At 61.1% G+C, this 23,449-nt stretch carries 25 protein-coding genes; 10 read left to right on the top strand and 15 right to left on the bottom strand.

All coding sequences use genetic code 11. From position 1 onward, the window contains the following. Positions 1-187: 187 nt before the first annotated feature. The 6 genes from CAG25_RS28045 to CAG25_RS28020 all read right to left on the bottom strand — a co-directional run bounded on the left by CAG25_RS28045 (position 188) and on the right by CAG25_RS28020 (position 7,755). On the bottom strand, positions 188-1,714 hold the full coding sequence (locus CAG25_RS28045) for a SulP family inorganic anion transporter (protein ID WP_064592507.1): 1,527 nt from the start codon (positions 1,712-1,714) through the stop codon (positions 188-190). Positions 1,715-1,804: 90 nt separating this feature from the next. Then, entirely contained in the window at positions 1,805-2,536 is a 732-nt protein-coding gene (locus CAG25_RS28040) for a carbonic anhydrase (protein WP_064592510.1), read from the bottom strand. A gap of 238 nt (positions 2,537-2,774) precedes the next feature. Continuing rightward, positions 2,775-3,833 carry a PA0069 family radical SAM protein gene (locus CAG25_RS28035; protein ID WP_085613566.1) on the bottom strand — a complete coding sequence of 353 codons (1,059 nt, stop codon included), beginning with the start codon at positions 3,831-3,833 and terminating at the stop codon, positions 2,775-2,777. A gap of 74 nt (positions 3,834-3,907) precedes the next feature. Continuing rightward, entirely contained in the window at positions 3,908-5,209 is a 1,302-nt protein-coding gene (locus CAG25_RS28030) for a cytochrome c (protein ID WP_085613565.1), read from the bottom strand. Between the two features lie 12 nt (positions 5,210-5,221). Further along, positions 5,222-7,006: a GMC family oxidoreductase gene (locus CAG25_RS28025; protein WP_085613564.1), complete on the bottom strand. Its 1,785-nt coding sequence runs from the start codon at positions 7,004-7,006 to the stop codon at positions 5,222-5,224. 2 nt (positions 7,007-7,008) lie between these two features. Beyond that, positions 7,009-7,755 carry a gluconate 2-dehydrogenase subunit 3 family protein gene (locus tag CAG25_RS28020; protein WP_085613563.1) on the bottom strand — a complete coding sequence of 249 codons (747 nt, stop codon included), beginning with the start codon at positions 7,753-7,755 and terminating at the stop codon, positions 7,009-7,011. Positions 7,756-8,051: 296 nt separating this feature from the next. Between CAG25_RS28020 and CAG25_RS28015 the strand changes: the two genes are divergently transcribed. Further along, on the top strand, positions 8,052-8,696 hold the full coding sequence (locus CAG25_RS28015; protein ID WP_064592520.1) for a dual specificity protein phosphatase family protein: 645 nt from the start codon (positions 8,052-8,054) through the stop codon (positions 8,694-8,696). On the opposite strand, the gene CAG25_RS28010 is transcribed toward CAG25_RS28015, so the two are convergent. From CAG25_RS28010 to prlC, 3 genes are all read right to left on the bottom strand, one after another. After that, a complete protein-coding gene (locus CAG25_RS28010) occupies positions 8,683-10,725 on the bottom strand; it encodes a M3 family metallopeptidase (protein WP_085613562.1) in 2,043 nt (680 codons plus the stop codon). The genes CAG25_RS28015 and CAG25_RS28010 overlap by 14 nt on opposite strands. Positions 10,726-10,838: 113 nt before the next feature. Beyond that, the gene (locus CAG25_RS28005; protein WP_007953955.1) at positions 10,839-11,129 is read right to left on the bottom strand and encodes a YheV family putative zinc ribbon protein; all 291 of its coding nucleotides are present in this window, start codon (positions 11,127-11,129) and stop codon (positions 10,839-10,841) included. Then, positions 11,126-13,204, bottom strand: a complete 2,079-nt coding sequence (prlC, locus tag CAG25_RS28000) for an oligopeptidase A (RefSeq protein WP_178076505.1) — start codon at positions 13,202-13,204, stop codon at positions 11,126-11,128. Before prlC ends, CAG25_RS28005 begins: the two co-directional genes overlap by 4 nt. A gap of 62 nt (positions 13,205-13,266) precedes the next feature. On the opposite strand from prlC, the gene CAG25_RS27995 reads away from it, so the two are divergent. Continuing rightward, positions 13,267-13,812, top strand: coding sequence for a gamma carbonic anhydrase family protein (locus tag CAG25_RS27995; RefSeq protein WP_064592524.1), 546 nt, complete (start codon positions 13,267-13,269; stop codon positions 13,810-13,812). Positions 13,813-13,840: 28 nt separating this feature from the next. Next, positions 13,841-14,491, top strand: coding sequence for an HAD family hydrolase (locus tag CAG25_RS27990; RefSeq protein WP_085613561.1), 651 nt, complete (start codon positions 13,841-13,843; stop codon positions 14,489-14,491). 114 nt (positions 14,492-14,605) lie between these two features. On the opposite strand, the gene CAG25_RS27985 is transcribed toward CAG25_RS27990, so the two are convergent. Beyond that, on the bottom strand, positions 14,606-15,682 hold the full coding sequence (locus CAG25_RS27985) for an aminopeptidase (RefSeq protein WP_085613560.1): 1,077 nt from the start codon (positions 15,680-15,682) through the stop codon (positions 14,606-14,608). A 58-nt stretch (positions 15,683-15,740) separates the two neighbouring features. Between CAG25_RS27985 and CAG25_RS27980 the strand changes: the two genes are divergently transcribed. Continuing rightward, positions 15,741-16,163 carry a hypothetical protein gene (locus CAG25_RS27980; RefSeq protein WP_085613559.1) on the top strand — a complete coding sequence of 141 codons (423 nt, stop codon included), beginning with the start codon at positions 15,741-15,743 and terminating at the stop codon, positions 16,161-16,163. A 40-nt stretch (positions 16,164-16,203) separates the two neighbouring features. Next, positions 16,204-16,623, top strand: coding sequence for a hypothetical protein (locus CAG25_RS27975; RefSeq protein ID WP_064592536.1), 420 nt, complete (start codon positions 16,204-16,206; stop codon positions 16,621-16,623). Between the two features lie 6 nt (positions 16,624-16,629). Here CAG25_RS27975 and CAG25_RS27970 read toward each other — a convergent pair whose 3' ends face one another. Both CAG25_RS27970 and CAG25_RS27965 read right to left on the bottom strand, forming a co-directional pair. After that, positions 16,630-16,863, bottom strand: a complete 234-nt coding sequence (locus tag CAG25_RS27970) for a DUF1161 domain-containing protein (RefSeq protein ID WP_085613558.1) — start codon at positions 16,861-16,863, stop codon at positions 16,630-16,632. A 103-nt stretch (positions 16,864-16,966) separates the two neighbouring features. Continuing rightward, on the bottom strand, positions 16,967-17,398 hold the full coding sequence (locus CAG25_RS27965; RefSeq protein ID WP_085613557.1) for an OsmC family protein: 432 nt from the start codon (positions 17,396-17,398) through the stop codon (positions 16,967-16,969). Between the two features lie 243 nt (positions 17,399-17,641). On the opposite strand from CAG25_RS27965, the gene CAG25_RS27960 reads away from it, so the two are divergent. Beyond that, on the top strand, positions 17,642-18,643 hold the full coding sequence (locus CAG25_RS27960) for an LLM class flavin-dependent oxidoreductase (RefSeq protein ID WP_064592540.1): 1,002 nt from the start codon (positions 17,642-17,644) through the stop codon (positions 18,641-18,643). Between the two features lie 61 nt (positions 18,644-18,704). On the opposite strand, the gene CAG25_RS27955 is transcribed toward CAG25_RS27960, so the two are convergent. Further along, the gene (locus CAG25_RS27955; protein ID WP_085613556.1) at positions 18,705-18,929 is read right to left on the bottom strand and encodes a DUF1161 domain-containing protein; all 225 of its coding nucleotides are present in this window, start codon (positions 18,927-18,929) and stop codon (positions 18,705-18,707) included. 128 nt (positions 18,930-19,057) lie between these two features. Next, positions 19,058-19,273: a dodecin gene (locus tag CAG25_RS27950; protein WP_007953919.1), complete on the bottom strand. Its 216-nt coding sequence runs from the start codon at positions 19,271-19,273 to the stop codon at positions 19,058-19,060. A 156-nt stretch (positions 19,274-19,429) separates the two neighbouring features. Here CAG25_RS27950 and CAG25_RS27945 point away from each other — a divergent pair, with 156 nt between their 5' ends. Beyond that, the gene (locus tag CAG25_RS27945) at positions 19,430-19,756 is read left to right on the top strand and encodes a YqjD family protein (RefSeq protein WP_011331820.1); all 327 of its coding nucleotides are present in this window, start codon (positions 19,430-19,432) and stop codon (positions 19,754-19,756) included. Here CAG25_RS27945 and CAG25_RS27940 read toward each other — a convergent pair. Continuing rightward, positions 19,729-20,646: a LysR family transcriptional regulator gene (locus CAG25_RS27940; RefSeq protein ID WP_085613555.1), complete on the bottom strand. Its 918-nt coding sequence runs from the start codon at positions 20,644-20,646 to the stop codon at positions 19,729-19,731. The genes CAG25_RS27945 and CAG25_RS27940 overlap by 28 nt on opposite strands. 112 nt (positions 20,647-20,758) lie before the next feature. On the opposite strand from CAG25_RS27940, the gene trpB reads away from it, so the two are divergent. From trpB to CAG25_RS27925, 3 genes are all read left to right on the top strand, one after another. Next, complete coding sequence (gene trpB / locus CAG25_RS27935; protein WP_064379337.1) at positions 20,759-22,006, top strand: tryptophan synthase subunit beta; 1,248 nt, start codon at positions 20,759-20,761, stop codon at positions 22,004-22,006. After that, positions 22,006-22,818 (top strand): tryptophan synthase subunit alpha, encoded by an 813-nt coding sequence (gene trpA, locus CAG25_RS27930; RefSeq protein ID WP_085613554.1) that lies wholly within the window; start codon positions 22,006-22,008, stop codon positions 22,816-22,818. The genes trpB and trpA overlap by 1 nt, the downstream gene beginning before the upstream one ends. 122 nt (positions 22,819-22,940) lie before the next feature. Beyond that, positions 22,941-23,384, top strand: coding sequence for an anti-virulence regulator CigR family protein (locus CAG25_RS27925; protein WP_085613553.1), 444 nt, complete (start codon positions 22,941-22,943; stop codon positions 23,382-23,384). The last annotated feature ends 65 nt before the right edge of the window (positions 23,385-23,449 follow it).

Raw genomic sequence — 23,449 nt, 5'->3', positions numbered from 1 at the left:
GAGAAGTCTCCCACGGTCCGTACTGGCTAGAGTCGGAATCGAGCTTTTAGTCCCGCCCACCCCTTCAAGTCTAAACATACAAGCGGGCTTGCTCGCGAAAGCGCTGTGTCAGTCAAAATCAATATCGACTGATCCACCGATTTCGCGAGCAAGCCCGCTCCCACAGGGGTATTTCCACGTCAGGTTTTTAGCCAGCAGCACCGATCCCGGTGGTGGTGCGGATCCGTCCCTCGAGCCGTCGCTTCAACCCGCGCGACTCGATCAACAGTTTCGCCCCCTTGGCCGCATTCGCCCGGCCCCACTCTTCAAGCAGTTCCAGACACGAATGGTCGATGTAGCTCAGGTTGTTGAGTGGCACATGCACCGTCGTGCCCGGCGGAATGCTGCCCAGTACCTGAGTCAGCGCCGGCACCTTGAGGAACGTCGCGGCGCCCACCAGACGCAACTCCATTTCCCCTTCCTGCGGCAGATCGATCAGGCTGATTTTCAGGCGCGAGGCCTTGAACGCCAGTTTCAACAAAGTCAGGCCGAAACCGATCAATACGCCCGTCAACAGGTCGGTGAAGATGATCGCCAGCGCCGTGGCGGCGTAGGTGAACATCGGCATCCGGCCATAACGCCCCAGACCACGGAACGCCTTGAGATCCACCAGTTTGAAACCGGTGTAGACCAGAACGCCCGCCAGACTCGCCACCGGAATGCTCTGCAGTACACTCGACAGCAACAGCACGAACGCCAGCAGCCACAGGCCATGGAAAATCGTCGAGTAGCGCGTGGTGGCGCCGGCCTGGACGTTGGCCGAACTGCGTACGATCACCCCGGTCATCGGCAGCGCGCCGACCAGACCGCAAAGCATGTTGCCGACGCCTTGCGCCGACAGCTCACGGTCGAAGTCCGAACGCGCGCCACTGTGCATGCGATCCACTGCGGCGGCGGACAGCAGGGTTTCGGCGCTGGCGATGAAGGCGACAGCGAACGCGGCGATCAGCAGCGTCGGGTCAGCAAGGCTGAGCAGGTCCGCCGGTTTCAGCCAGTCGATGGCTTCGGCCAGATTCGCCGGCACTTCAACCCGCTTGACTTGCAGCGCCAGCAAAAGGCTGGCACCTGTCGCCAGCCCGACCCCGAGCAGCGCGCCGGGAATGAAACGCAGCGAATGCGGGCGGAATTTTTCCCACAGCCACATCACCGCGATGGTCGACAGCCCGAGCAGCCCGGCCTGCCAGCCAAAGGACGGCAACGCCTGCGCCACTGCGCCGGGGAATGCCGTCAGATTGTCCAGACCAGAGGGTTTCGGTGACGCGTCAAGCATCACATGCACCTGTGACAGCACGATCAGCACGCCGATACCGGCAAGCATGCCGTACACCACCGCTGGCGCCGTGACCCGGAACCAGCATCCGAGCTTCAGGCGTCCCGCTACCAGTTGCAGGAAACCGGCGAGCAGCAGGATCGGCCCGAGCATTTCGATGCCATGCTGGCGTACCAGCTCGAACACCAGCACCGCCAGACCCGCCGCCGGACCGCTGACCTGCAACGGCGACCCCGCCAGCCAGCCCACCACCAGACCGCCGATGATCCCGGTGATCAGGCCTTTGGCCGGCGGCAGCCCTGACGCAATGGCAATGCCCATGCACAGCGGCAACGCGACCAGAAACACAACCACCGAAGCGAGCAGCTCCCGTGGCAACACAGCTTTCAATTGAGCCGCACGCATGGCGATACTCCCGAAGTTTTCTTCAGGCGTGGCAAGGCCTGGCCGCTGAAACAGCGGCCGGCGTCAAACCACACGGATTTTAAGGAGGATTTAGAAGCGCGCTTTGGGCGTCGCCACCGGAATCGGATGGCTGCCGTCGAGCGGCAGGAAGCATCCCTGATCCGCGTCGTAAGCTTTGATTTCGCTGGTTTCGATGTTGTAGACCCAGCCATGGATGAACAGATGACCGTTCGCCATGCGCGAGGCTACCGAAGGATGGGTACGCAAGTGCTGCAGTTGGGCGATGACGTTTTCCTCGGTGAGGATCGGCATGCTTTCTTTTTCGTCGGCGCAGTTGCAGTTGTCATGCACCATGGTTTTCGCGACTTCGGCGTGGCGCAGCCAGGCTTTGACCGTCGGCATCTTTTCCAGGCTGTCCGGATTGAGTACCGCACGCATGGCGCCGCAGTCGGAGTGGCCGCAAATGATGATGTGCTGCACGCCGAGGGCCAGTACCGCATATTCGATGGCGGTGGAAACGCCGCCGTTCATCTGGCCGTAGGGTGGCACGACGTTGCCGACGTTACGGGTCACGAACAGATCGCCGGGCGAACTCTGGGTGATCAGTTCAGGAACGATGCGCGAGTCGGCGCAGGTGATGAACATGGCCCGTGGCGATTGGGCCGTGGCGAGTTTCTTGAAGAGTTCTTCCTGCTGCGGAAAGACCTCATGATGAAAATGCAAAAAGCCGTCAACGATACGCTTCAACGCTGCATCGGCGGATTCCGCCACAGGGGCGGCTTGCGCCGACGCAGCCAACGGCTGTTTATCCTTGTCACTCATGATTCATCCTCATTGGCGGATTCGGGGAGTCGTTCCCGTGTATTCCGGTGTGAAGCCAGTGGCTGTTTAGAACATCCGGGTCATCCCGACCCGTCAGTCACTCGATGAGCAAGGTAACTGCCGAAACTTAACTCAAACTGAATGAAGCGCTCTAGAACGTGTGTTCCAGGTCACAAAATGTGTGACCGGCGTAAACCGGGTCAAGCATTCCTTCCTCTCAACCATGGGCCAATTGTCGCTAAATCAGCGCCATCTGACGACCCGGCGGACAGAAGGCCGTGCAGTCGAGGTTGTAGCCTTCGCGGTGATTGAGCCCAAGACGTTTCAATGCTTTGGCGAAGCGCTGGGCGAGCAGGTCGGCAAACGGCCCCTCGCCGCGCATCCGGGCACCGAAACGGCTGTCGTACAGCTCGCCGCCACGGCTCTGGCGGATCAGGCTCAGCACATGCGCCGCACGCTGCGGGTAGTGCGCCTCGAGCCATTCCTCGAACAGCGGCGCCACCTCCATCGGCAGGCGCAGCATCATGTAGGCCGCGCTCTGGGCGCCGGCCGCGTGGGCCTCGGTCAGCAGGCTTTCGATTTCGCTGTCGTTGATCATCGGAATCATCGGCGAACACAACACGCCCACCGGAATCCCCGCCTCGCGCATCACCCGGATCGCCCGCAACCGGGCCTTGGGTGCGGCGGCGCGGGGTTCGAGGATGCGTTTGAGTTCGTCGTCCAGGGTGGTGAGGCTGATCATCACCGCCACCAGCCGCTGTTGTGCCAGTTCGGTGAGCAGGTCGAGGTCGCGCAGGATCAGCGAGCCCTTGGTGACGATCGTCACCGGATGCCGGTAGCGCAGCAGTACTTCGAGGGTCTGGCGGGTGATCCGGTGTTCGCGTTCGATCGGCTGATAGGGATCGGTGTTGGATCCGAGGTTGATCGGCGCACATTGATAGCCTTTTTTCCCCAGCTGTTCTTCCAGTAGCTGTGCGGCGTTGGTTTTGGCGATCAGTTTGGTTTCGAAATCCAGCCCCGGCGACATGTCCCAATAAGCGTGGCTGGGCCGTGCATAGCAATAAATGCAGCCGTGCTCGCAGCCGCGATAGGGGTTGATCGAACGGTCGAAGGGCAGGTCCGGCGAGGTGTTGCGGGTGATGATGGTCTTCGCGGTTTCGAAGCTGACTTCGGTGCCCTGAGTCAGTGGCACTTCCTGATACCAGCCGTCATCCTCGGCCACCGAACGACTCGGCGCGAAGCGGTTGTGCGGGTTGGTGGCGGTGCCGCGACCGCGCGGAGGAAGAGGGGTGGACATGGCAATGCCTCGATACTGTGTGCATATACAGTATCGAGGCGCTGTCGGTCTGACTAGTGCCGTTGGGCGAACAGTCAGTTGTGCTGTGTCACCTGGCCGAGGTCATCGTTCGAGGTTTGCTTCATATCGTCCTTGCGCAACTGGGTCACGTCAGCGGCCTTGACCGGCGCGCCCTTGTTGCCCCAACTGCCACGGATGAAGCTCACCACATCGGCCACTTCCTGATCCGACAGTCGCCAGGCGAAACCCGGCATTGTGAAGGTCGATGGCGCGGCGTGCGTCGCAGGTAGAGTGCCGCCCTTGAGCACGATGTGAATCAGCGAGGTCGGGTCGTCCGATTGCAACACCGGATTACCTGCCAACGCCGGGAACACCCGGGTGTAGCCATGGCCGTCGGTGCGATGGCAGGCGGCGCAGTTGTCGATGTACACCGACGCGCCACGCTGACTGTCATCACCGTTCCACAAGGCCTTGGCGGCTTTCTCGTCGTACTGGTGCGGCTGGTCGGCAGGATCATTGGCCGGCAGCGATTTCAGGTAACGGGCAATCGCGGTCAGGTCGGCGTCGGTCATGTACTGCATGCTGTGGGTGACCACGTCGCTCATGCCGCCGAACACTGCGCTGCGGTCGCTGCGACCGGTCTTGAGAAACTGCACCAGTTGTTCTTCGCTCCAGCTGCCGAGACCGTCCTTGTGGTCACCGCGCAAACTTTTGGCGATCCAGCCCTCCAGCGGCGCGCTGCCTGACAGAAAACTGCTGCCTTCGGCCGCGCTCAGGGATTTTTCCTGCATGGTCAGGGCCCGTGGCGTATGGCAGGCGCCGCAATGTCCGAGGCCTTCCACCAGATACGCCCCACGGCTGACGACGGCATCGTCCGACGCGGGTTTGTAGTCCTCGACCTTTGGCGCGAACAGCCAGCGCCAGCCCATCAGCGGCCAGCGCATGCTCAATGGCCACGGGATGTCACTGGCCTTGTTCTCTTGCGCCACCGGTGCAACGCCATGCATGAAGTAGGCGTAGAGCGCCCGCATGTCGGTTTCGCTGACACGGGCGTAGGACGGGTACGGCATCGCCGGGTATAGGGTCGTGCCGTTTTTGGCCACGCCATGGCGCACGGCCTGGTCGAAATCCTCGAAACTGTAGTCACCGACACCGGTTTTATCCGGGGTGATGTTGGTCGAGTAGATCGTGCCGATCGGGGTTTCCATCGGCAGGCCACCGGCGAACGGCTTGCCATCCTTGGCCGTGTGGCAGGCCACGCAGTCGCCGGCACGAGCGAGGTATTCGCCTTGCTTGATCAAGGATTGATCAACTTCGGCGCCGTGAGCGGCCGTGCTGCCGAGCAGCGCGAGGGTCGCGATAACGAGAGTCTTCATGGTCATCGCTCCTTAAGCCTGAACCAGCGGGCCGGGGTTTTTCAGGTACTGCTCGCGAATCGCTTTCGCCGACCAGTAGGTCAACGCGGCGACCAGCCCGGTCGGGTTGTAACCCAGCCCTTGCGGGAACGCCGAGGCACCCGGAACGAATACGTTGTGCACGTCCCAGCTCTGCAAGTAACGGTTCAGCGCGCTGGTCTTCGGATCGGTGCCCATGATCGCGCCACCGTTGAGGTGGGTGGTCTGGTACGAGGCGCTGTTGAAGTGGTCGCCGACTTTCTTGCCGATCACGGCAATGGCTTTCGGGCCCATGGCTTCGGCGATCTTGCCCATTTTCTCGACCATGAAGCGGTTCATCTTGATGTCGTTTTCCTGCCAGTCGAACGTCATCCGCAGCAGCGGCATGCCGTAGGCATCGCGGTACACCGGATCCAGATCGAGGTAGTTGCCACGGTAGGACTGATGTGCGCCGTGGGCGTCCATCGACACCTGGTGGGTGTAGTAATCGGCGGTCGCGCGTTTCCACGCACTGCCCCAGGCCGGAGTACCGGGCGGGTTGGAGGTGCCGGCGATCGGTCGGCTGCCGGCCTGGTTGACCCACATCGGCGAGCCACCGACGAAACCGTGAGGCCCGTGGTCGAAGTTGTCGGCGTTGAAGTCATCCACCGCCACACCGTTGCCGCCGGCACCGATGAAGTTGTTGGTGTGGGTGTCCTTGTCGAAGAACGCCTTGATGGTGGCCATGTTCTGGTAGGCGAAGTTGCGCCCGACCACGCCTTCACCGCTGACCGGGTCGTAGGGTTTGCCGATGCCGGAGAGCAGCATCAGACGCACGTTGTGCAACTGGAATGCGCCGAGGATCACCAGGTCCGCCGGTTGTTCGATCTCGCGGCCCTGGCCGTCGACGTAAGTGACGCCGGTGGCTTTGGTTTTCGTACTGTCGAGGTTAACCCGCAGCACATGAGCGTTAGGGCGCAGTTCGAAATTCGGCAGCGGCTTCAGCGCCGGCAGAATGTTCACGTTCGGCGACGCCTTGGAATACATGTAGCAAACATAACCGCTGCAGAAACCGCAGAAATTGCACGGGCCCATCTGCGCGCCGTAGGGGTTGGTGTACGGCCCTGAAGTATTGGCGGAAGGCAGGTTGTAGGGTTTGTAACCGACTTCGGTAGCCGCTTTGCCGAACAGCTGTGCGGAAACCGTGTTTTTCTGCGCTTCCAGCGGGAACGGGTTCGAGCGATCCGGTGCGTACGGGTTGCCGCCCTTGCCCTGGCCGACCAGTTGGCCTTTCACGGTCCAGGCCTGGCCGGAGGTGCCGAAGACTTTTTCGGCGAAATCGAAGAACGGTTCCAGTTCTTCATAGCTGACGCCGAAGTCCTGGATGGTCATGTCCTTGGGGATGAAGCTTTTGCCGTAGCGCTCTTCGTAGTGGCTGCGCATGCGCAACTCGATCGGGTCGACTCGAAAGTGCACGCCCGACCAGTGCAGCCCGGCGCCGCCCACGCCATTGCCGGGCAGGAACGCGCCCAACTGGCGATTCGGCAGGGCGATGTCGTTGATGCTGTGGCGGATGGTGACGGTTTCCTTGGAAACGTCCTGGAAGAGTTTTTTCCGCACGCTGTAGGTGAGTTCGTCGATCACCTGTGGATAGTTGCCGTCCGGGTAGGTGTCCTGCATCGGCCCGCGTTCCAGTGCCAGCACGTTCAGCCCCGCTTCGGTGAGCTCCTTGGCCATGATCGCGCCCGTCCAGCCGAAACCGACGATCACTGCGTCGACCTTTTTCATTACCGTTGCCATGCTCACGCCCTCTCGCCGCGAATCGAAACTGCCGGGAAGGGGTACTGCTCGTTGCGTTCCACCCAATCCATGAAATCGGCGCGGGCGCCGGGGAAGCCGATCATGGTCCAGCCGACCATGCCTTTATTGCCGCCATGGATCGGGTCGCAGAAGAACCCTTCCTTGGTGTTTTGCAGCAGCAGGCTGAAGAAAATCTTCGCCGGAACGCTGTCGAATTGCGGTTTCCCGGCTTCGAGCTGCTTGAGCAGATCGTCTCGGGTAGCGCTGTCTTGCTCGGCAAATGTTTTACCGTTGAGGGATTTTGCCCACTGATCCGTGGCGGCGATGCCGAGACGATAGATTTCTTTCGGGACCAGTTTGCTCTGCCAGCCCATCTCCGGCGCGGCGTCGGCATTGAACGGGCCCTGCATGTACCAAAGGGCACCGGCGGCATACGGCGTGTTCATCTGACGGTCGATGTATTCCGGCACGCCGGCCTCGAGTGCCCCAGGGCCTTGCGCATCGTTGGGGATCAATTGCGCGACAGCGGCATTGATGAACGCCCACTCTTCGGCAGTGAAATAGCTTGGCTGATAGGTACTGGCTTCAACGGCGGCCGGTTTCGCCGGGGGCGTGGCAGGCGCACTTTCCGGCGCGGCTTGCAGCACAGTGCTGCCGAGTCCGCTGCCGGCGAGGGTAACCACTGGAATCAGGGTCAGGGATTTGCGCAAAAACTCACGCCGCGGGTTGTCTCGATCTTCATCAGACATGGTGATGCACCTCATCAGGCATTGATGGTTGTCAGCCGTTTCTGCGAACGGCTCAAGAATTTTCTGGCTGCGACGTGGCCGGAATGACCGGGAGAAAGGGGACGCGTCTGCAACATGATGTGACAAATGGTAGCAGGCTAAGCAACGGGATGAACCGATTCAGCCAAAAAAACAGCGCTTTCGATCAAGGGAACCGCGGTATTCACGATTCTTTTACAAGCGCCTCACGCGGATTTGACCGCGAAGCTCGCAAGCTGCGGCCTTCACTGACGAAACCCACACGGTCGCCGTAAAGCATGTTCCTGACGCGTTTTTCCTCCGCTTTCTGTTTATCGCTGCTGGCCCTGTTCAGCTGGATTCCAGCTCAGGCTGCGCAAACCCCGGCTTCCCGTCCCGTCGAGTGGGCGCAACCGGTAGAGGTGCAATACAACCTGTTCCAGATGTCGCCCACGCTGTATCGCAGCGCGCTCCCTGATGACGGCGCGGTGCCGTTGCTGAACAACCTGAAGGTGGCCACCGTCATCAATTTTCTGCCGGAAGCGGATTCCAGCTGGCTGAAGGCCCCCGGTATCCATCAGGTGCAATTGCCCTATCGCACCAATCACGTGGACGACAGTGATGTGCTCAAGACCCTGCGTGCGATTCAAGCCGCCGAAGCCGACGGCCCGGTGTTGATGCACTGCAAGCATGGCTCCGATCGCACCGGCCTGATGGCGGCGATGTACCGGATCGTCGTGCAGGGCTGGAGCAAGGAGGATGCCCTGAACGAAATGACCCAGGGCGGCTTTGGTGAAAGTGGTCACTTCCGCGACAGCGTGCGTTACGTGATGCAGGTCGATGTCGACAAGTTGCGCACCGCGCTGGCCAATGGCGATTGCAGTACCAGCGCGTTTGCTACGTGCTCGATGAAGAGCTGGTTTCAGACGGTCAATCTGAAGTAACCCTTCCGGCCTCCTCATTAACGAGGCCGGCGACTGGCCGGCCGATGAACGCTTCAACCGCATCCAGGAGCGGACGCCCCGCACCCGGTGTAAAGAACGTTGCGCGAAACTCACGACCGGTCTGCGCGTTGAACACCCACTCGCGGCTGAAGCGCTTGAATGCTTCCTGGGCCAGCATGTTCGACCAGACATAGGCGTAAACCGAAGCGTCGTACTGGGTCACCATGTAATCGAAACCATTGGCGAACCGGTGATCGTCCGGTAATTGCAGATGAGTCAGAGTGCGCTGCACATCGTCGCAAACCTCTTCGACCGAGCGTCCATCGCCGTGGGTCAAGTGCAGTTCGAAGTCAATCATCGCCCCCATCAGCAACAAGGCCTGTTGCCGGCTGGAATGGGCCTGACTGGCTGACAGAGCCGCGTCGACCCGTGCGGCGCTCAAGCGCTCGCCGGTCTGAAAATGGGCACCGAGCCACAGCACAAACTCGCGCGACTGACACCATTGCTCAAACAATTGCCCGGAAAACTCTGCCGCTTCATGCCCCAATTGCAGGATGCCGGACAGCGTGTAATGGGGCGAACGCGTCAACACGTGCTGGAGGCAGTGGCCAAACTCATGGAAAAGCACCCGAAGATCGTCGATTTCGAGGCGGCACGGATGGGTATCGGTGGGCAGTGTGAAATTGCTGTGGAGCAGGGCAATCGGCAGCGCCGGGCGACCTTCGGCGTTGATCCGGCGATTGCGCAGTGTGGTGGTGCCGGGGAAGTCCACCGCCTTGTCGCGGTGAAACGGGTCAAGGTAGATGTAGCCGATGACCTGTTCATGCTCGCTGATTTCCAGCAGGCGCACATCGTCATGCCAATGCCCGCCGCCGGACTGCTCGACGATGCGGATCCCGAACATCCGTTCACAGAACAGAAAGAGCCTGCGCAGGGTGCCTTCGAGTGGGAAGTAATCACGCAGGTTTTTCAGTGCGCCGGGAAACTGCTGCTGGCGCCATTGTTCGGCGAGGAAATCTTCATCCCACGGCTGGACCCGGTCGATCCCGCATTGCTGCGCAAAGGCCGCCAGTTGTTCTGCATCCTGCACGAGGGCCGGAGCCAGCTGCGCCGCCTGACGCTGGAGAAAACCACTGACCCACGCCGTCGTCCGGGCGCTGTGTTTGGCCAGACTCAGTTGCGCGGCGTTTTCATGACCGAGCAAACGGGCTTTCTGCTGGCGAAAGGCGAGCAGCTTGGTCAACACCGGGCCGTTATCGAAGCGTCCGGCCAGTGGGCCCTGATCAGAGGCACGGGTCAGGTAGGCCACATAGCATTCCTCCCGCAAGGCGCGGTTTTCGGCGTACTTGAGGATGTGCTGGCAGGTGTTCTGGTCCAGGCGGATCAGCCAGCCGTCATGCCCGGCCTCGCGTGCGGCGCGCGCCAGACGATCCTTCATCGCCGGCGACAAGCCTGCGAGCAGCGCAATGTCGTCGACACGCTTGCTCCACGCCTCGGTCCAGCGCTCGAGGTTGTCCAGAAATACGTGCTCCAACCCGCCGATCTCGAGGTTCAACCGCGCCAGCTCCTGTTGCTGTTCAGTAGGAAGCTCGATGCCCGACTGCTTGAATCGGCGCAGAATCCGCGCCAGTGCGATGTTGCGCGACTCATCGAAACTGCCGGCGATCGAACTCTGCGCCAAACGCTGATAGGTCTCGTACAACCGGCGATTGCGGGCTTTTTCAGAGCGATACTGATTGATCGCCAGATGCGCCTTGGCGCTTTCCACGAGCCAGGTGGGATCGTCGGACCTGACCATCGACAACGTTTCGAGAATCGAGCGGACTTCACCGAGGCGGGCATCGGCTTCGTCGATGCTCAGCACCAGATCGTCCCAGCCGGGATGTTCGGACTGACTGGCGATCACTTGGGCGATGATGTGTCGATTGTCGGCAATGATGCGGTTGACTGCCGGCACGAGATGCTCGGCGCGAATCGCTGGCCAGGGTGGCAGCGTCCAATGTTGCAGGAGGGGATTGGTGTCGGGCATGGCAGCTTCCTTCGAGGCGTGGCGCAAAGGGGCCAGCCTATGAAGCAAGTGCGGGGGACAGGTGTTAAGCCAATACCACCTTCCACCGACGAATCGGGGAAGGTGGTTGAGGATCAGTGCTGCTCGTCAGGCTTTTTCTTCAGCTTCGGATTCGGGAAGAACTGCACTGCCTGAACCGTCTTGTCCGGGGCAGGCTTGAGCGCGCTGGTGTTGACCCGCGTGCCCAGCTCTTTCGGCACCGACAGCCCTTGGGCATTGAGCGTGTCGCTGTAACCGCACGCCACGCATTCACGGTGCGGGACATCGTCCTCGCTCCACATCATCAGTTTGTCCGGCTCGCTGCACGCCGGGCAGACCGCCCCGGCGATAAAGCGTTTTTTGGTCTTCACGGGTGCCTCACTCATGCTGCCGCGTCCTCACTCAGGCCGCTGTGGCGCAAGAGTGCGTCAATCGACGGCTCACGGCCACGGAAGTCGACGAACAGCACCATCGGCGCCTGCGAACCACCGCGGGCGAGGATCGCTTCGCGGAAGGCGCGACCGGTGTCGGCATTCAGCACGCCGTCTTCTTCGAATTTGGAGAAGGCATCCGCCGACAGCACTTCCGCCCACTTGTAGCTGTAGTAACCCGCCGCGTAACCGCCGGCGAAGATGTGGGCAAAGCTGTTCGGGAAGCGGTTGTAGGCCGGAGGACGCATCACCGAGACTTCGTTGCGCACGCCTTCGAGCACCTGCGCGACGCTGCGGCCGTCACCGTGGGTGGCGTGCAGTTCGAAGTCGAACAGCGAGAACTCCAGTTGGCGCACCATCATCAGGCCGGACTGGAAGTTCTTCGCCGCGAGCATTTTTTCCAGCAGATCCTGCGGTAGCGGCTCGCCGGTTTCGTAGTGGCCGGAGATCAGCGCGAGACCTTCCGGCTCCCAGCACCAGTTCTCCATGAACTGGCTTGGCAGCTCGACCGCGTCCCACGCCACGCCGTTGATGCCGGACACGCCGGCATGCTCGACGCGGGTCAGCAGGTGATGCAGGCCGTGGCCGAATTCGTGGAACAGGGTGGTCACTTCATCGTGGGTCAGCAGCGCAGGCTTGCCGCTGTCGGCCGGGGTGAAGTTGCACACCAGGTTGGCCACCGGGCTTTGCAGCACGCCGTCGACGGTGCGGCGACGGTCGCGGGCGCCGTCCATCCACGCGCCGCCACGCTTGTTCGCGCGGGCATAGAGGTCGAAGAAGAAGCGGCCGACGTGCTGGCCGTTTTCCTTGATTTCGAACAGGCGTACATCCGGGTGCCAGGTGTCGAAGCCTTTCAGTTCGGCGATTTCGATGCCGTACAGACGCTGAACGATGGCGAACAGACCGCCCAGCACTTTGTCGATCGGGAAGTAGGCGCGCAGGGTTTCCTGGGCGACGCTGTAGCGTTGTTCACGGAGTTTTTCACCGTAGAAACCGCTGTCCCAGCTTTGCAGATCGGCGCAGCCCTGCTCGGCGGCGTAAGCCTTGAGCTGTTGCAGATCCTGGGCGGCGAACGGTTTACTGCGTTTGGCCAGATCGCGCAGGAAGCTCAGCACCTGATCGCTGGATTCGGCCATTTTGGTCGCCAGGCTCAGTTCGGAGAAGCTGGAGAAACCGAGCAGTTTGGCCAGTTCCTGACGCAGGTCGAGGATTTCGCCCATCACCGGGCCGTTGTCGTTCTGGCCGGCGTTTGGGCCTTGATCCGACGCACGGGTGCAGTAGGCGGCGTAGACTTCTTCACGCAGCGCGCGGTCCTGGGCGTAGGTCATCACCGCGTAGTAGCTCGGGAATTCCAAAGTGATCAGCCAGCCGTCGAGGCCTTTGGCCTGGGCGGCAGCAGCCATTTGCGCCTTGGCCGAATCGGTCAGGCCGGCGAGGGCGGCTTCGTCGGTCAGGTGCTTGGTCCAGGCCTGGGTGGCGTCGAGCAACTGGTTGGAGAAGCGGCTGCCCAGCTCGGACAGCTTGCTCTGCACTTCGGCGTAGCGTTTCTGTTCGGCTTCCGGCAGGTCGATACCCGACAGGCGGAAATCGCGCAGGGCATGTTCCAGAATGGTTTTCTGCGCCACGTCGAAACCGGCGGCTTCCGGGCTGTTGGCCAGGGCTTCATAAGCCTGGAACAGCTCGCGGTTCTGACCCATCTCGGTGGAATAGGCGCTCAATGCCGGCAGGCACGACTCGTAGGCTTCACGCAGTTCGGCGCTGTTGCACACGGCATTGAGGTGGCTGACCGGGCTCCACGCGGCGCCCAAGCGATCATTGAGTTCGTCCATCGCCAGCACCAGCCCGGCCCAGGTCGGGGTCTGGCCTTGGGTCTTGAGGATTTCAGCGATGGCGGCGCGGTTGTCGGCCAGGATGGTTTCGATGGCCGGCTGCACGTGTTCGGCACGGATCGCGGAGAACGGCGGCAGGTCGTAGGACTGCAGAAGAGGGTTGTTCACGCTCACGGTTGGCACCTTGGCTGGAAGAAACATGCGCCCATCTTAATTACAATCGACACCCACCGCAGCTATCGGCGACAGAGAGAGAACTAATCGTGTCCCTTCGCAAGTACCAGAATCAAACCCCACGCTTGAGCAAAGGCGCTTTTGTCGACGGCTCGGCGGTGGTGATCGGCGACGTCGAAATCGGCGAAGACAGCTCCGTGTGGCCGCTGACGGTGATCCGCGGCGACATGCACCGCATCCGCATCGGTGCGCGCACCAGCGTGCAGGACGGCTGCGTGTTGCACATCACCCACGCCGGCCCGTTCAACCCGGACGGCTTCCCGCTGCTGATCGGCGATGACGTGACCATCGCCCACAAGGTCATGCTGCACGGCTGCACCGTCGGCAGCCGCGTATTGATCGGCATGGGCAGCATCGTCATGGACGGCGCGGTGGTCGAGGACGACGTGATCATCGGCGCCGGCAGCCTGGTGCCGCCGGGCAAGCGCCTGGAAAGCGGATTTCTGTACGTGGGCAGTCCGGTGAAACAGGTTCGTCCGCTGACCGACAAGGAAAACGCCTTTTTCACCTACAGCGCGGCGAACTACGTGAAGCTCAAGGACCTGCATCTGGCTGAAGGCTACGACCAGCTCTGACTTTTCTCTCTACCGCCCGGGATTTTTCATGCATTACCAGACCGTACTGTTCGACCTCGATGGCACCCTCACCGATCCGCGTGAGGGCATCACCCGTTCCATCCAGTTCGCCTTGAGCAAACTCGGCATCGATGAGCCGGACCTGACCAAGCTGGAACACTTCATCGGCCCGCCGCTGTTGCAGGCATTCATGCAGTTTTATGGTTTTGATGAAGCTAAGGCGTGGGAGGCGGTGAATTTCTACCGCGAGCGCTTCAAGGTCACCGGCCTCTACGAGAATCGGGTGTTCGAAGGCGTCTCGCCGTTGCTGGAAACCCTGAACGGCCAAGGCCGGCAGCTGTATATCGCGACGTCGAAGCCATGGGTGTTCGCCCGGGAAATCGCCCGGCACTTTGATTTCGCCAGACACTTCAAGGTGATTTACGGCAGCGAACTGGATGGCACTCGCACCAACAAGGTCGAGCTGATTGCACACCTGATCGCCGAGGAAGGGCTGGACCCGGCCAGCACGCTGATGATCGGTGACCGCAAGCACGACCTGATCGGTGCTCGCAGCAACGGTCTGGATGCGGCGGCTGTTGGTTATGGGTTTGGCAGCCATGAAGAGCTGAGTGCCGAAGCGCCGGCGTATCACTTCGAGACTTTGGATCAGTTGCATCAGGCATTTTTGCAGCGCTGATCAGATAGCCTTCGCGAGCAAGCCCGCTCTCACAGTGACCGCGTTTCAGTACCGGAACTCGGTTTCCTGTGGGAGCGAGCCTGCTCGCGATGGGGCCAAAAAGCCGCAGTAGATTTATGAGCCTGCCAGCACTTTCAGAGCCGACTTACGCTCAACGACTGGCAAGCCACCCAACTTCTCGACTTCTGTGTAAAACCTGACCCAATCCCCATCGACCTGCCTGAACAACGCCGCAAACGCCGGCACCCACTGGTCATAAAGCCCGAACGGCAACAGCCGCGCGTTGTTCAACGGCGCATTGACCCAGGCGTCATAGCGTTTGTCGCCGGCCCACTGGCTATCGCGCATTGTTCGGTAGTCGTGTCGAAACCGTTCGAACTCCGCCGCCTTGCGCTCGCGCATCTGCGCTGCCGCCAATGGTTGTGCATAAAGCTTTTCAAGACGTGAGCGGGTATCGAGGATCAACTGAATGAATTGATCCCGCTGCTTGAGCTTCGAGTCGTTTTCCGGGGGCAAGCCACGAAACGCTCGCCACTGCCGCGTACCTTCCTGCTCGACGAAGGTCGCGAAGGACTCGTTGAACTCGGTGTCGTCCTTCACATAGAAACGCTGGTGAGCCAGTTCATGGAAGATCAGCGTTGCCAGACGCTCGTCGCCCCAGCCCATCATCGAATTGAGGATCGGGTCATTGAACCAGCCCAGGGTCGAATAGGCCTCGACGCCGCCGATCGACACGTCCATGCCTTGCAGGCGCTGAATCGCGGCTTCGCCCCGCGCCGCACTCTGGCTGTAAAAGCCGCGATAGGCCACACAACCGGCAATCGGGAAGCAATGGTTCTGCGGGCTCAGGGAAAACTCCGGGGTGGCGAACACATTCCACACGACAAACGGCCGACCGATGTCGGCGTAGAGGCGATAGCTTTGGTTGTCCGGCAGGTGCAGGTGTTCGCTGGCGAAGGCCCGGGCTTTCTGGGACTGGGCTAGGTGCGTGCGCAGTCTGGCGTCGCGGGTCGGGTCGGCGATCACCTTGGCCACCGGCTCCCGCGCCCGCAAAAGCTGCAGCTGACCGCTGGCCAGCTGGCCGTAATAGCTCAGGCTTGAGCAACCGTTGAGCAACAAAATCATCACACCCGGAAACAAAATCCGCAAAACGCGATCAAGTAACCCATGGCTTGGAAGCGGCCTGATCAAAATAAGAAATCCCCCCGGAAAGTCTGCCCAAGACTATCCCGCCCATTGGAGCTCCGCTATGCGCATGTTGATACTGACAGGAAGCGTGCTGACGCTGGCCGGTTGTGCCGGATTCGGAATGCCGACCCCTGACCCCTCGCAAGCCTGGATCGATCTGGATGCCCGGCAACAGGACACGGCGCTGCAGGCGCTGGAAGTCGACGACAAGGCTGCCGTCGATCATCGTTACTTCGAAGTGCAGCCCGGCAGCCATGAGCTGAGGGTGCGTTATCAATTCCCGGTCGAGGCGACCAACATCGGCCCGGATGCCGAGCCGCTTTGGCGTGATTGTCAGTTGAGCGTGAAATTCAAGGATTTCAACGCCGGCCAGCGTTATCAGTTGCAGGCGGGAAGCATCGGTTTCCGCCCGTGGGCCAAGCTCTACGATCAACAACGCAACGTGGTTGGCCAGGGCACGCCGGCGGGCTGCCAGCGAACCTGATCGGCGTTATGCTGGATGTCCGAACTCACGGACATCCATCATGCGCACGTTGATGCTGTTGCTGGTCGCAGGCTTGCTCGCCGGTTGCCAGACACCGTTGCCCCCCGTCGATCCGAACATGGCCTGGGTCGAGTTCTCGACGCCGTCCCCGGGCGGTAAGTTGCTGATGGCCGAGCGTCTCGACAACCAGCGACTGACTGATGGGCGTTTCTTTCAGGTTACGCCCGGCAGCCATGAGTTGCGGGTGCGTTTCGACTTTGAAGTGTTCGGCGGAGGCGGCAGCCTGATGACCGGCCCTGTGGAGCGCCTGTGCTACCTGACCATCCGCTACGATCATTTCGAGGCAGGGCAGCGTTACAGGCTGGAAGGCCGCTCTCTGGCATTCACCCCGAGTGCCCGCCTTTACAACGAAAGGCGGGAAATCGTCGCCGAGGATCGCGAAGTCAACTGCATCATCTGAGGCGTATCAGCGGTCGTTCTTCTGATAGATGATCTTTTTTGTGCCGTTGTCGCAGGTGCCAACAACCATGTTCTGATCATGGACTTCGTCGTTGGTGACAATCTCGAGCGTATAAGAAGTCACTCCCTGAGCCTGGATCTTGGCTTCGATCTCGGCTTTCAGTTCTTCACAGGGTTTTGGTGCGGCCCAAACCGAGCTGGCTAGTACCAGACCAAAAACCGCCAAGGCAAAACGTTTCATGGTTGAAGCTCCATCGAAGCAGCGCGCACGAAGATGCGCGAAAGCTGCTGTCATTTATTCGACCACACTTTTGCCTGGCGGGTTCTGATTAGGCTCAAAGCAGTCAGCTGTCCAGCGATGCGTCGAGACTGATCTTCGCATTCAGCACCTTGGACACCGGGCAACCTTCCTTGGCCTTGTTGCTCAGCTCTTCGAACTGCGCCTGGGTCGCTCCCGGAATTTTTGCCTTGAGGACCAGTTTCACTGCGGTGATTGCAAAGCCGCCATCCACCTGATCCAGCGTGACCTCGGCCTGGGTGTCGATGCTGTCGGCCTTGAGCCCGGCGTCGCCGAGAATCATCGAGAACGCCATGGAGAAACAGCCCGCATGGGCGGCGCCGATCAGTTCTTCCGGATTGGTGCCCTTGCCGCCTTCGAAGCGGGCCTTGAAGCCGTAGGGCGCTTCACGCAGGACGCCGGTTTCGGTGGAAATCGAGCCGATGCCGGTTTTCAGGTCACCTTCCCAATGCGCGGATGCCTTTTTCACGATAGACATGTGTGCCTCCTTCAATTCGGGCGCGAAACGCCGCGCCGTCGTGGTTTTTGCCTGCAAGGCTTCTGAGGATAGACGCCGGAACAAAGTTCAGCCCAAGTGAATCGTTGACTTTTTTAGTAGGAAATTTCGGATCAGCTATTGAAACTCGGGTATATGCCCTCATTGCACAGAACACGCTTATGAATTGGGCAGGTTTGCGTTCGCCAAGAACACACCTGCGCCCTCAATCGGAGATGCAGGTTTATGAAGCAACTGTCCGACGTAAAATTTTCCACCCTCGATCTGGTGCCGGTGCGCGAGAACGGCAGCCCGGCCCAGTCGCTGCGCAACTCGCTGGACCTGGCGCAGCATGTCGAGAAATTCGGCTACACGCGGTTCTGGGTCGCCGAGCACCACAACATGGACGGCATCGCCAGTTCCGCCACCTCGGTGTTGCTGGGCTACCTGGCCGGCGGCACGTCGACCATCCGCGTCGGCTCTGGCGGCGTGATGCTGCCCAACCACGCACCACTGGTGATCGCCGAGCAGTTCGGCACCCTCGAAAGCCTGTATCCGGGACGTATCGACCTCGGCCTGGGCCGTGCGCCGGGTTCCGATCAGATGACCGCCCGTGCCTTGCGTCGTGAGCGTTCCGGCAGTGCTGATGATTTCCCCGAAGACGTGGCTGAGCTGGCGCGCTTTCTAGGTCCGCGCACGCCGGATCAGCGGGTGATCGCGATGCCGGGAACCGGCACCAACGTGCCGATCTGGCTGCTCGGTTCCAGTCTGTTCAGTGCGCAACTGGCCGGTGAGCGCGGTTTGCCCTACGCTTTCGCCTCGCATTTCGCACCGCGTTTCATGCACGAGGCGATTCGCGTCTACCGCAATCACTTCAAGCCATCGGCGGTGCTCGACAAGCCGTACGTAATGCTCGGTGTGCCGTTGGTGGCAGCCGACACCGATGAACAGGCCGACTACCTGGCGACCTCGGTGTACCAGCGAATTCTCGCCCTGATGCGTGGGCAAAGTCTGGTGCAGCGCCCACCGGTGAAAACCATGGACGGCCTGTGGCTGCCCCACGAGCGTGAGGCCGTGGGTGATTTCCTTGGTCTGGCGATGGTCGGCAGTCCGCAGAAAATCCGCGCGAAACTCGAAGTGCTGATCGAACAGACCCAGGCTGATGAGCTGATCTTCACCTGCGACCTTTACGAACATGCCGATCGCCTGCATTCCTACGAGTTGCTGGCGCAGGTCATGAGGGGCTGAGCCCGATAGCCGCGCACAAAAAAGCCGACGCATAGCGTCGGCTTTTGTTTCTCCGGCGTGATCAGCCGCGGGTGTAGACGATCTCTTTGTCGCCGCCTTCACAGGTGCCGACGACTTTGCCGCCACTGGCCGCACCCTTGTCGACAATCTCCAGCGAATACCCGGAAACGCCCTTGGCATCCAGCTTGGCCGCAATCTCGGCCTTCAGTTCTTCACAGGGCTTGCCGGCAGCAAACGCACCACCCGCAAGGCTCAACAAACCTACTGCCAATATCAACTTCTTCATCGGTCGCACTCCCTGGTCGGATTAATTAAGGCGGGCATCGAGCCGTTCGCTCGATGCACTCACCTCGTAGCGCATTGCCATTCCTATGGCACTCGGCCAGCGCGCAAGTTCAGAAGCGTAGACCAAACTCAGCTGCTGGCAATCCGGAACCCGACTTTCAGGGTCACCTGAAAGTGGGCAGCCTTGCCATCCTTGATGTGGCCGCGGGTTTCGGTCACTTCAAACCATTCCAGATGCTTGATGCTCTTGTTGGCCTCGGCCAACGCATTGTTGATGGCGTCTTCGATGCTGCTGGTGGACGAACCGACCAGCTCGACTTTCTTGTAGGTGTGATGGTCACTCATGGTGTTCTCCTTGAAGTGTGCAATTGAGCCTAGCAGCGATTTGCCGTGTTGATTTCGGCGACTTGGGGGAATGGAAGTTCAGATTTTCTGCACTTTCCAGAAACGCTGAAGTCCCAACCAACACACGCCACTCATCAACAATGCAGGAGAGCCACCATGGCCAACACCTCGTTACGCAAAGCCTCGTTGCAAAGCATGGAAGCGGAGATCGAGAGTCTGCTCAAGTCGTTGGAAAGCCTGAAGGACGACGCTTCTGACGAGTCGCGCAAGACCCTCAAGGCGCTCAAGAGCAACGCTGAAAGCGCGCTGAAACACTCGCGCAGCCTGCTCAGCGATGCCTACGAAGAAGTCAAAGTCAAAACCCGCGAGACCGGGATTGCCACCCGCGATTACGCGCAGGAACACCCGTGGACGACTGCCGGTGTGGCGGTCGGTGCGCTGGGTCTGCTGGCCGCTTACTTGCTGTTCAAGCGCGGCGAGTGATCCGCCTGGCGCAGTTCGTTCCTGAGCCACTGCGCCAATTGCCGGGCGCGCCCGTCCGCGGCGCGCTTGGGTAGCCACAACGCCAGTTGCGCCGGGGTTTCGCTGAAACCCCACGGCGCGACCAGGCGCCCGGCCTTCAAATCTTCGGTCACCAGCGGTTCCGGCGCGATCGCCACGCCCAGCCCGGCGACGGCCGCTTCCAGCAAGTAATACAAATGCTCGAAACCTTGCCCCATCTTCAACGCCTTGGCGTTGAGGCCGCTTTGCTGCGCCCAGCTCGGCCAGGCTTGCGGGCGTGAAGTCGTGTGCAGCAAGGGTTCATCGAGCAGGGCAATGGGCGGTGCCGATTGCAGGCGCTGGTAGCCGCTGAACAGCGGGCTCATGACCGGGCCGATGCGCTCGCTGGCCAGCTCATAGACTTGCATGTCTGCCGGCCATGGCGGTTCGGCGAACAGCAGCAATGCATCCAGCCCCGGGCGACGCGGGTCGAGATCGCCTTCACCGGCGGACAGGTGCAGGCGCAAATCCGGCAGATCGGCATTCAGCCTTCCCAGTCGCGGAATGAACCAGCGCGCCAGCAAGCTACCGGAGCAACCGAGCACGAACGGCGCATCGGCGGTGCTTTGGGTCAGTTCGGCGCAGACGCTGCGCAAGCGGTCGAACGCCTCGCCGCTGGCATCGCGCAGGCGGATGCCGGCATCTGTGAGTTTCAGGCCACGACCGTCCTTGACGAAAAGACTGATACCGAGATGCTCTTCCAGCACCTTGAGCTGGCGGCTGACCGCACCGTGAGTCACGTGCAGTTGCTCCGCAGCCTGGCTGACGCTGTTCAGGCGGGCGGTGGCTTCGAAGGCGCGCAGGGCGTTCAGCGGGGGAAGGTCATGGCTCATGATATCTGTGAGTTTTCCTGACAGGTTGTGGCGATCTTATCGGTTTTCAGTCTGGAAGGTCAGGGGTAGAGTGAACGCCATTGTCTTCTCGTGAAATCCGCTGGAGCGAACCATGACCCAGACTTCGAACACCTCCGATCTGCGTAACGGCCCTGACGCCAACGGCCTGTTTGGCTCGTTCGGCGGCCGTTATGTCGCGGAAACCCTGATGCCGTTGATCCTCGATCTGGCCCGCGAATACGAGGCGGCCAAGGAAGATCCGGCGTTCAAAGAGGAATTGGCCTACTTCCAGCGTGACTACGTCGGACGTCCGAGCCCGCTGTATTTCGCCGAGCGCCTGACCGAGTTCTGCGGTGGCGCCAAGATCTACCTCAAGCGCGAAGAGCTGAACCACACCGGCGCGCACAAGATCAACAACTGTATCGGCCAGATCCTGCTGGCGCGGCGCATGGGCAAGAAACGCATCATCGCCGAGACCGGAGCCGGCATGCACGGCGTAGCCACCGCCACCGTGGCTGCGCGTTTCGGTCTGGATTGCGTGATCTACATGGGCACCACCGACATCGAGCGCCAGCAGGCCAACGTGTTCCGCATGAAGCTGCTGGGCGCCGAGGTGATCCCGGTGGTCGCCGGCACCGGCACCCTGAAAGACGCAATGAACGAAGCGCTGCGTGACTGGGTGACCAACGTCGACAGCACCTTCTACCTGATCGGCACCGTGGCCGGCCCGCACCCTTATCCAGCCATGGTTCGCGACTTCCAGGCCGTGATCGGCAAGGAAACCCGCGATCAGCTGCAAGCTCAGGAAGGTCGCCTGCCGGACAGCTTGGTGGCGTGCATCGGCGGTGGTTCCAACGCCATGGGCCTGTTCCACCCGTTCCTCGATGACAAGAGCGTCGAGATCATCGGCGTGGAAGCCGCCGGTTATGGCATCGAGACCGGTAAGCACGCGGCCAGCCTCAACGGTGGCGTACCGGGTGTGTTGCACGGCAACCGCACCTTCCTGCTGCAGGACGACGATGGCCAGATCATCGACGCCCACTCGATTTCCGCCGGCCTCGACTATCCGGGCATCGGCCCTGAGCACGCGTGGTTGCATGACATCGGCCGCGTCCAGTACACCTCGGTGACCGACGACGAAGCCCTCGCTGCGTTCCACCAGTGCTGCCGTCTGGAAGGGATCATCCCGGCACTGGAAAGCGCCCACGCCCTGGCCGAAGTCTTCAAACGTGCACCGAAACTGCCGAAGGATCACCTGATGGTGGTCAACCTGTCCGGCCGCGGCGACAAAGACATGCAGACCGTCATGCACCACATGGAACACTCTCAACAAGAGCAATCGAAGCAGGAGAAACACTGATGAGCCGCCTGCAAACCCGCTTTGCCGAACTCAAGGAACAGAATCGCGCCGCCCTCGTGACCTTCGTCACCGCTGGCGACCCGGACTACGACACCTCGCTGGCGATCCTCAAAGGCCTGCCGAAAGCCGGTGCCGACGTGATCGAACTGGGCATGCCGTTCACCGACCCGATGGCCGACGGCCCGGCAATCCAACTGGCCAACATCCGTGCCCTTGGCGCCAAGCAGAATCTGATCAAAACCCTGCAAATGGTCCGCGAGTTCCGCAAGGACAACAGCGACACGCCGCTGGTGCTGATGGGTTACTTCAACCCGATCCACAAGTTCGGCGTCGAGCGTTTCATCGCCGAAGCCAAAGAGGCCGGCGTTGATGGCCTGATCGTGGTCGACATGCCGCCGGAGCATAACTCGGAGCTGTGCGACCCGGCCCAGGCAGCGGGCATCGACTTCATTCGTCTGACCACCCCGACCACCGATGATGCGCGTCTGCCGAAAGTGTTGACCGGCAGCTCCGGCTTTGTTTACTACGTGTCGGTTGCCGGTGTGACCGGCGCCGGTGCGGCGACTCTGGAACACGTCGAGGAAGCGGTGGCACGTCTGCGTCGTCATACCGATCTGCCGATCAGCATCGGTTTTGGTATCCGCACGCCGGAGCAGGCCGCGTCCATCGCGCGTCTGGCCGACGGTGTGGTGGTGGGCTCGGCGCTGATCGATCACATCGCCAATGCGACCACACCGGACCAGGCCATCGACGGCGTGCTGAGCCTGTGCTCGGCGCTGTCCGAAGGCGTGCGTAAGGCTCGCGTCAGCTGAAGGTAAAGTTCCTGATACAGAGGAATTAGGGCCTCGCGGCACAGACTAATTGAGCAAGACCGAGGGGTTCAGAGCCAGGTTCTGAACCCCTTTTTGCTGTCAGTGCAGTGAGGAAAGATCCGATGAAAATGCCGAAACGTCTGATTGCCAGTCTGGGTGTGCTGATGATCAGCGCGACACCGCTGCTGGCCAGCGCCGATCCGCGCGACGATCACGACCACGGCGGCCCGCAACAGGGCCACTACGACAATCGCGGTGGTGATCACCCTGATTGGCAAAGCAGCCATCGCGGCGGCCCGCCGCCTCGGGACTTCGGCCCGGTGCGTCAGGTGATCCGTGACAATCATGGCTACTTCGTGCGCGGTGCGCCGCCACCTCCAGGCATCCACCTGGTACGTGGCCGGCCGCTGCCCCATGGCTATTACGGCGAGCGGCTGGATAACCGGGCGTTGAGTCGTCTGCCGTATTACCCGGGTTATGAATGGCGTCGCGCCGGCGGTGACATCGTGCTGATCGCGGTAGGCAGCGGGGTTGTTTACGAAGTGTTGGATGGCGTTCTGTACTGATCGTCAGGCCATGAAAAAGACCGCAGCCTTTACGGGCTGCGGTCTTTTGTTTTCAGGGCTGCTGT

Source organism: Pseudomonas sp. B16(2017) (assembly GCF_002113205.1).
GTDB lineage: Bacteria > Pseudomonadota > Gammaproteobacteria > Pseudomonadales > Pseudomonadaceae > Aquipseudomonas > Aquipseudomonas pharyngis.
The sequence above is the reverse complement of the archived record's forward strand: the minus strand, read 5'-3'. Positions and strand labels throughout refer to the sequence as shown.

What these genes read in the sequence shown, in the direction of transcription:
- CAG25_RS28045 (WP_064592507.1), bottom strand. Translation starts at nt 1,714, where the DNA reads ATGCGTGCGGCTCAATTGAAAGCTGTGTTGCCACGGGAGCTGCTCGCT.
- CAG25_RS28040 (WP_064592510.1), bottom strand. Translation starts at nt 2,536, where the DNA reads ATGAGTGACAAGGATAAACAGCCGTTGGCTGCGTCGGCGCAAGCCGCC.
- CAG25_RS28035 (WP_085613566.1), bottom strand. Translation starts at nt 3,833, where the DNA reads ATGTCCACCCCTCTTCCTCCGCGCGGTCGCGGCACCGCCACCAACCCG.
- CAG25_RS28030 (WP_085613565.1), bottom strand. Translation starts at nt 5,209, where the DNA reads ATGAAGACTCTCGTTATCGCGACCCTCGCGCTGCTCGGCAGCACGGCC.
- CAG25_RS28025 (WP_085613564.1), bottom strand. Translation starts at nt 7,006, where the DNA reads ATGGCAACGGTAATGAAAAAGGTCGACGCAGTGATCGTCGGTTTCGGC.
- CAG25_RS28020 (WP_085613563.1), bottom strand. Translation starts at nt 7,755, where the DNA reads ATGTCTGATGAAGATCGAGACAACCCGCGGCGTGAGTTTTTGCGCAAA.
- CAG25_RS28015 (WP_064592520.1), top strand. Translation starts at nt 8,052, where the DNA reads ATGTTCCTGACGCGTTTTTCCTCCGCTTTCTGTTTATCGCTGCTGGCC.
- CAG25_RS28010 (WP_085613562.1), bottom strand. Translation starts at nt 10,725, where the DNA reads ATGCCCGACACCAATCCCCTCCTGCAACATTGGACGCTGCCACCCTGG.
- CAG25_RS28005 (WP_007953955.1), bottom strand. Translation starts at nt 11,129, where the DNA reads ATGAGTGAGGCACCCGTGAAGACCAAAAAACGCTTTATCGCCGGGGCG.
- prlC (WP_178076505.1), bottom strand. Translation starts at nt 13,204, where the DNA reads ATGTTTCTTCCAGCCAAGGTGCCAACCGTGAGCGTGAACAACCCTCTT.
- CAG25_RS27990 (WP_085613561.1), top strand. Translation starts at nt 13,841, where the DNA reads ATGCATTACCAGACCGTACTGTTCGACCTCGATGGCACCCTCACCGAT.
- CAG25_RS27980 (WP_085613559.1), top strand. Translation starts at nt 15,741, where the DNA reads ATGCGCATGTTGATACTGACAGGAAGCGTGCTGACGCTGGCCGGTTGT.
- CAG25_RS27975 (WP_064592536.1), top strand. Translation starts at nt 16,204, where the DNA reads ATGCGCACGTTGATGCTGTTGCTGGTCGCAGGCTTGCTCGCCGGTTGC.
- CAG25_RS27970 (WP_085613558.1), bottom strand. Translation starts at nt 16,863, where the DNA reads ATGAAACGTTTTGCCTTGGCGGTTTTTGGTCTGGTACTAGCCAGCTCG.
- CAG25_RS27965 (WP_085613557.1), bottom strand. Translation starts at nt 17,398, where the DNA reads ATGTCTATCGTGAAAAAGGCATCCGCGCATTGGGAAGGTGACCTGAAA.
- CAG25_RS27960 (WP_064592540.1), top strand. Translation starts at nt 17,642, where the DNA reads ATGAAGCAACTGTCCGACGTAAAATTTTCCACCCTCGATCTGGTGCCG.
- CAG25_RS27955 (WP_085613556.1), bottom strand. Translation starts at nt 18,929, where the DNA reads ATGAAGAAGTTGATATTGGCAGTAGGTTTGTTGAGCCTTGCGGGTGGT.
- CAG25_RS27950 (WP_007953919.1), bottom strand. Translation starts at nt 19,273, where the DNA reads ATGAGTGACCATCACACCTACAAGAAAGTCGAGCTGGTCGGTTCGTCC.
- CAG25_RS27945 (WP_011331820.1), top strand. Translation starts at nt 19,430, where the DNA reads ATGGCCAACACCTCGTTACGCAAAGCCTCGTTGCAAAGCATGGAAGCG.
- CAG25_RS27940 (WP_085613555.1), bottom strand. Translation starts at nt 20,646, where the DNA reads ATGAGCCATGACCTTCCCCCGCTGAACGCCCTGCGCGCCTTCGAAGCC.
- trpB (WP_064379337.1), top strand. Translation starts at nt 20,759, where the DNA reads ATGACCCAGACTTCGAACACCTCCGATCTGCGTAACGGCCCTGACGCC.
- trpA (WP_085613554.1), top strand. Translation starts at nt 22,006, where the DNA reads ATGAGCCGCCTGCAAACCCGCTTTGCCGAACTCAAGGAACAGAATCGC.
- CAG25_RS27925 (WP_085613553.1), top strand. Translation starts at nt 22,941, where the DNA reads ATGAAAATGCCGAAACGTCTGATTGCCAGTCTGGGTGTGCTGATGATC.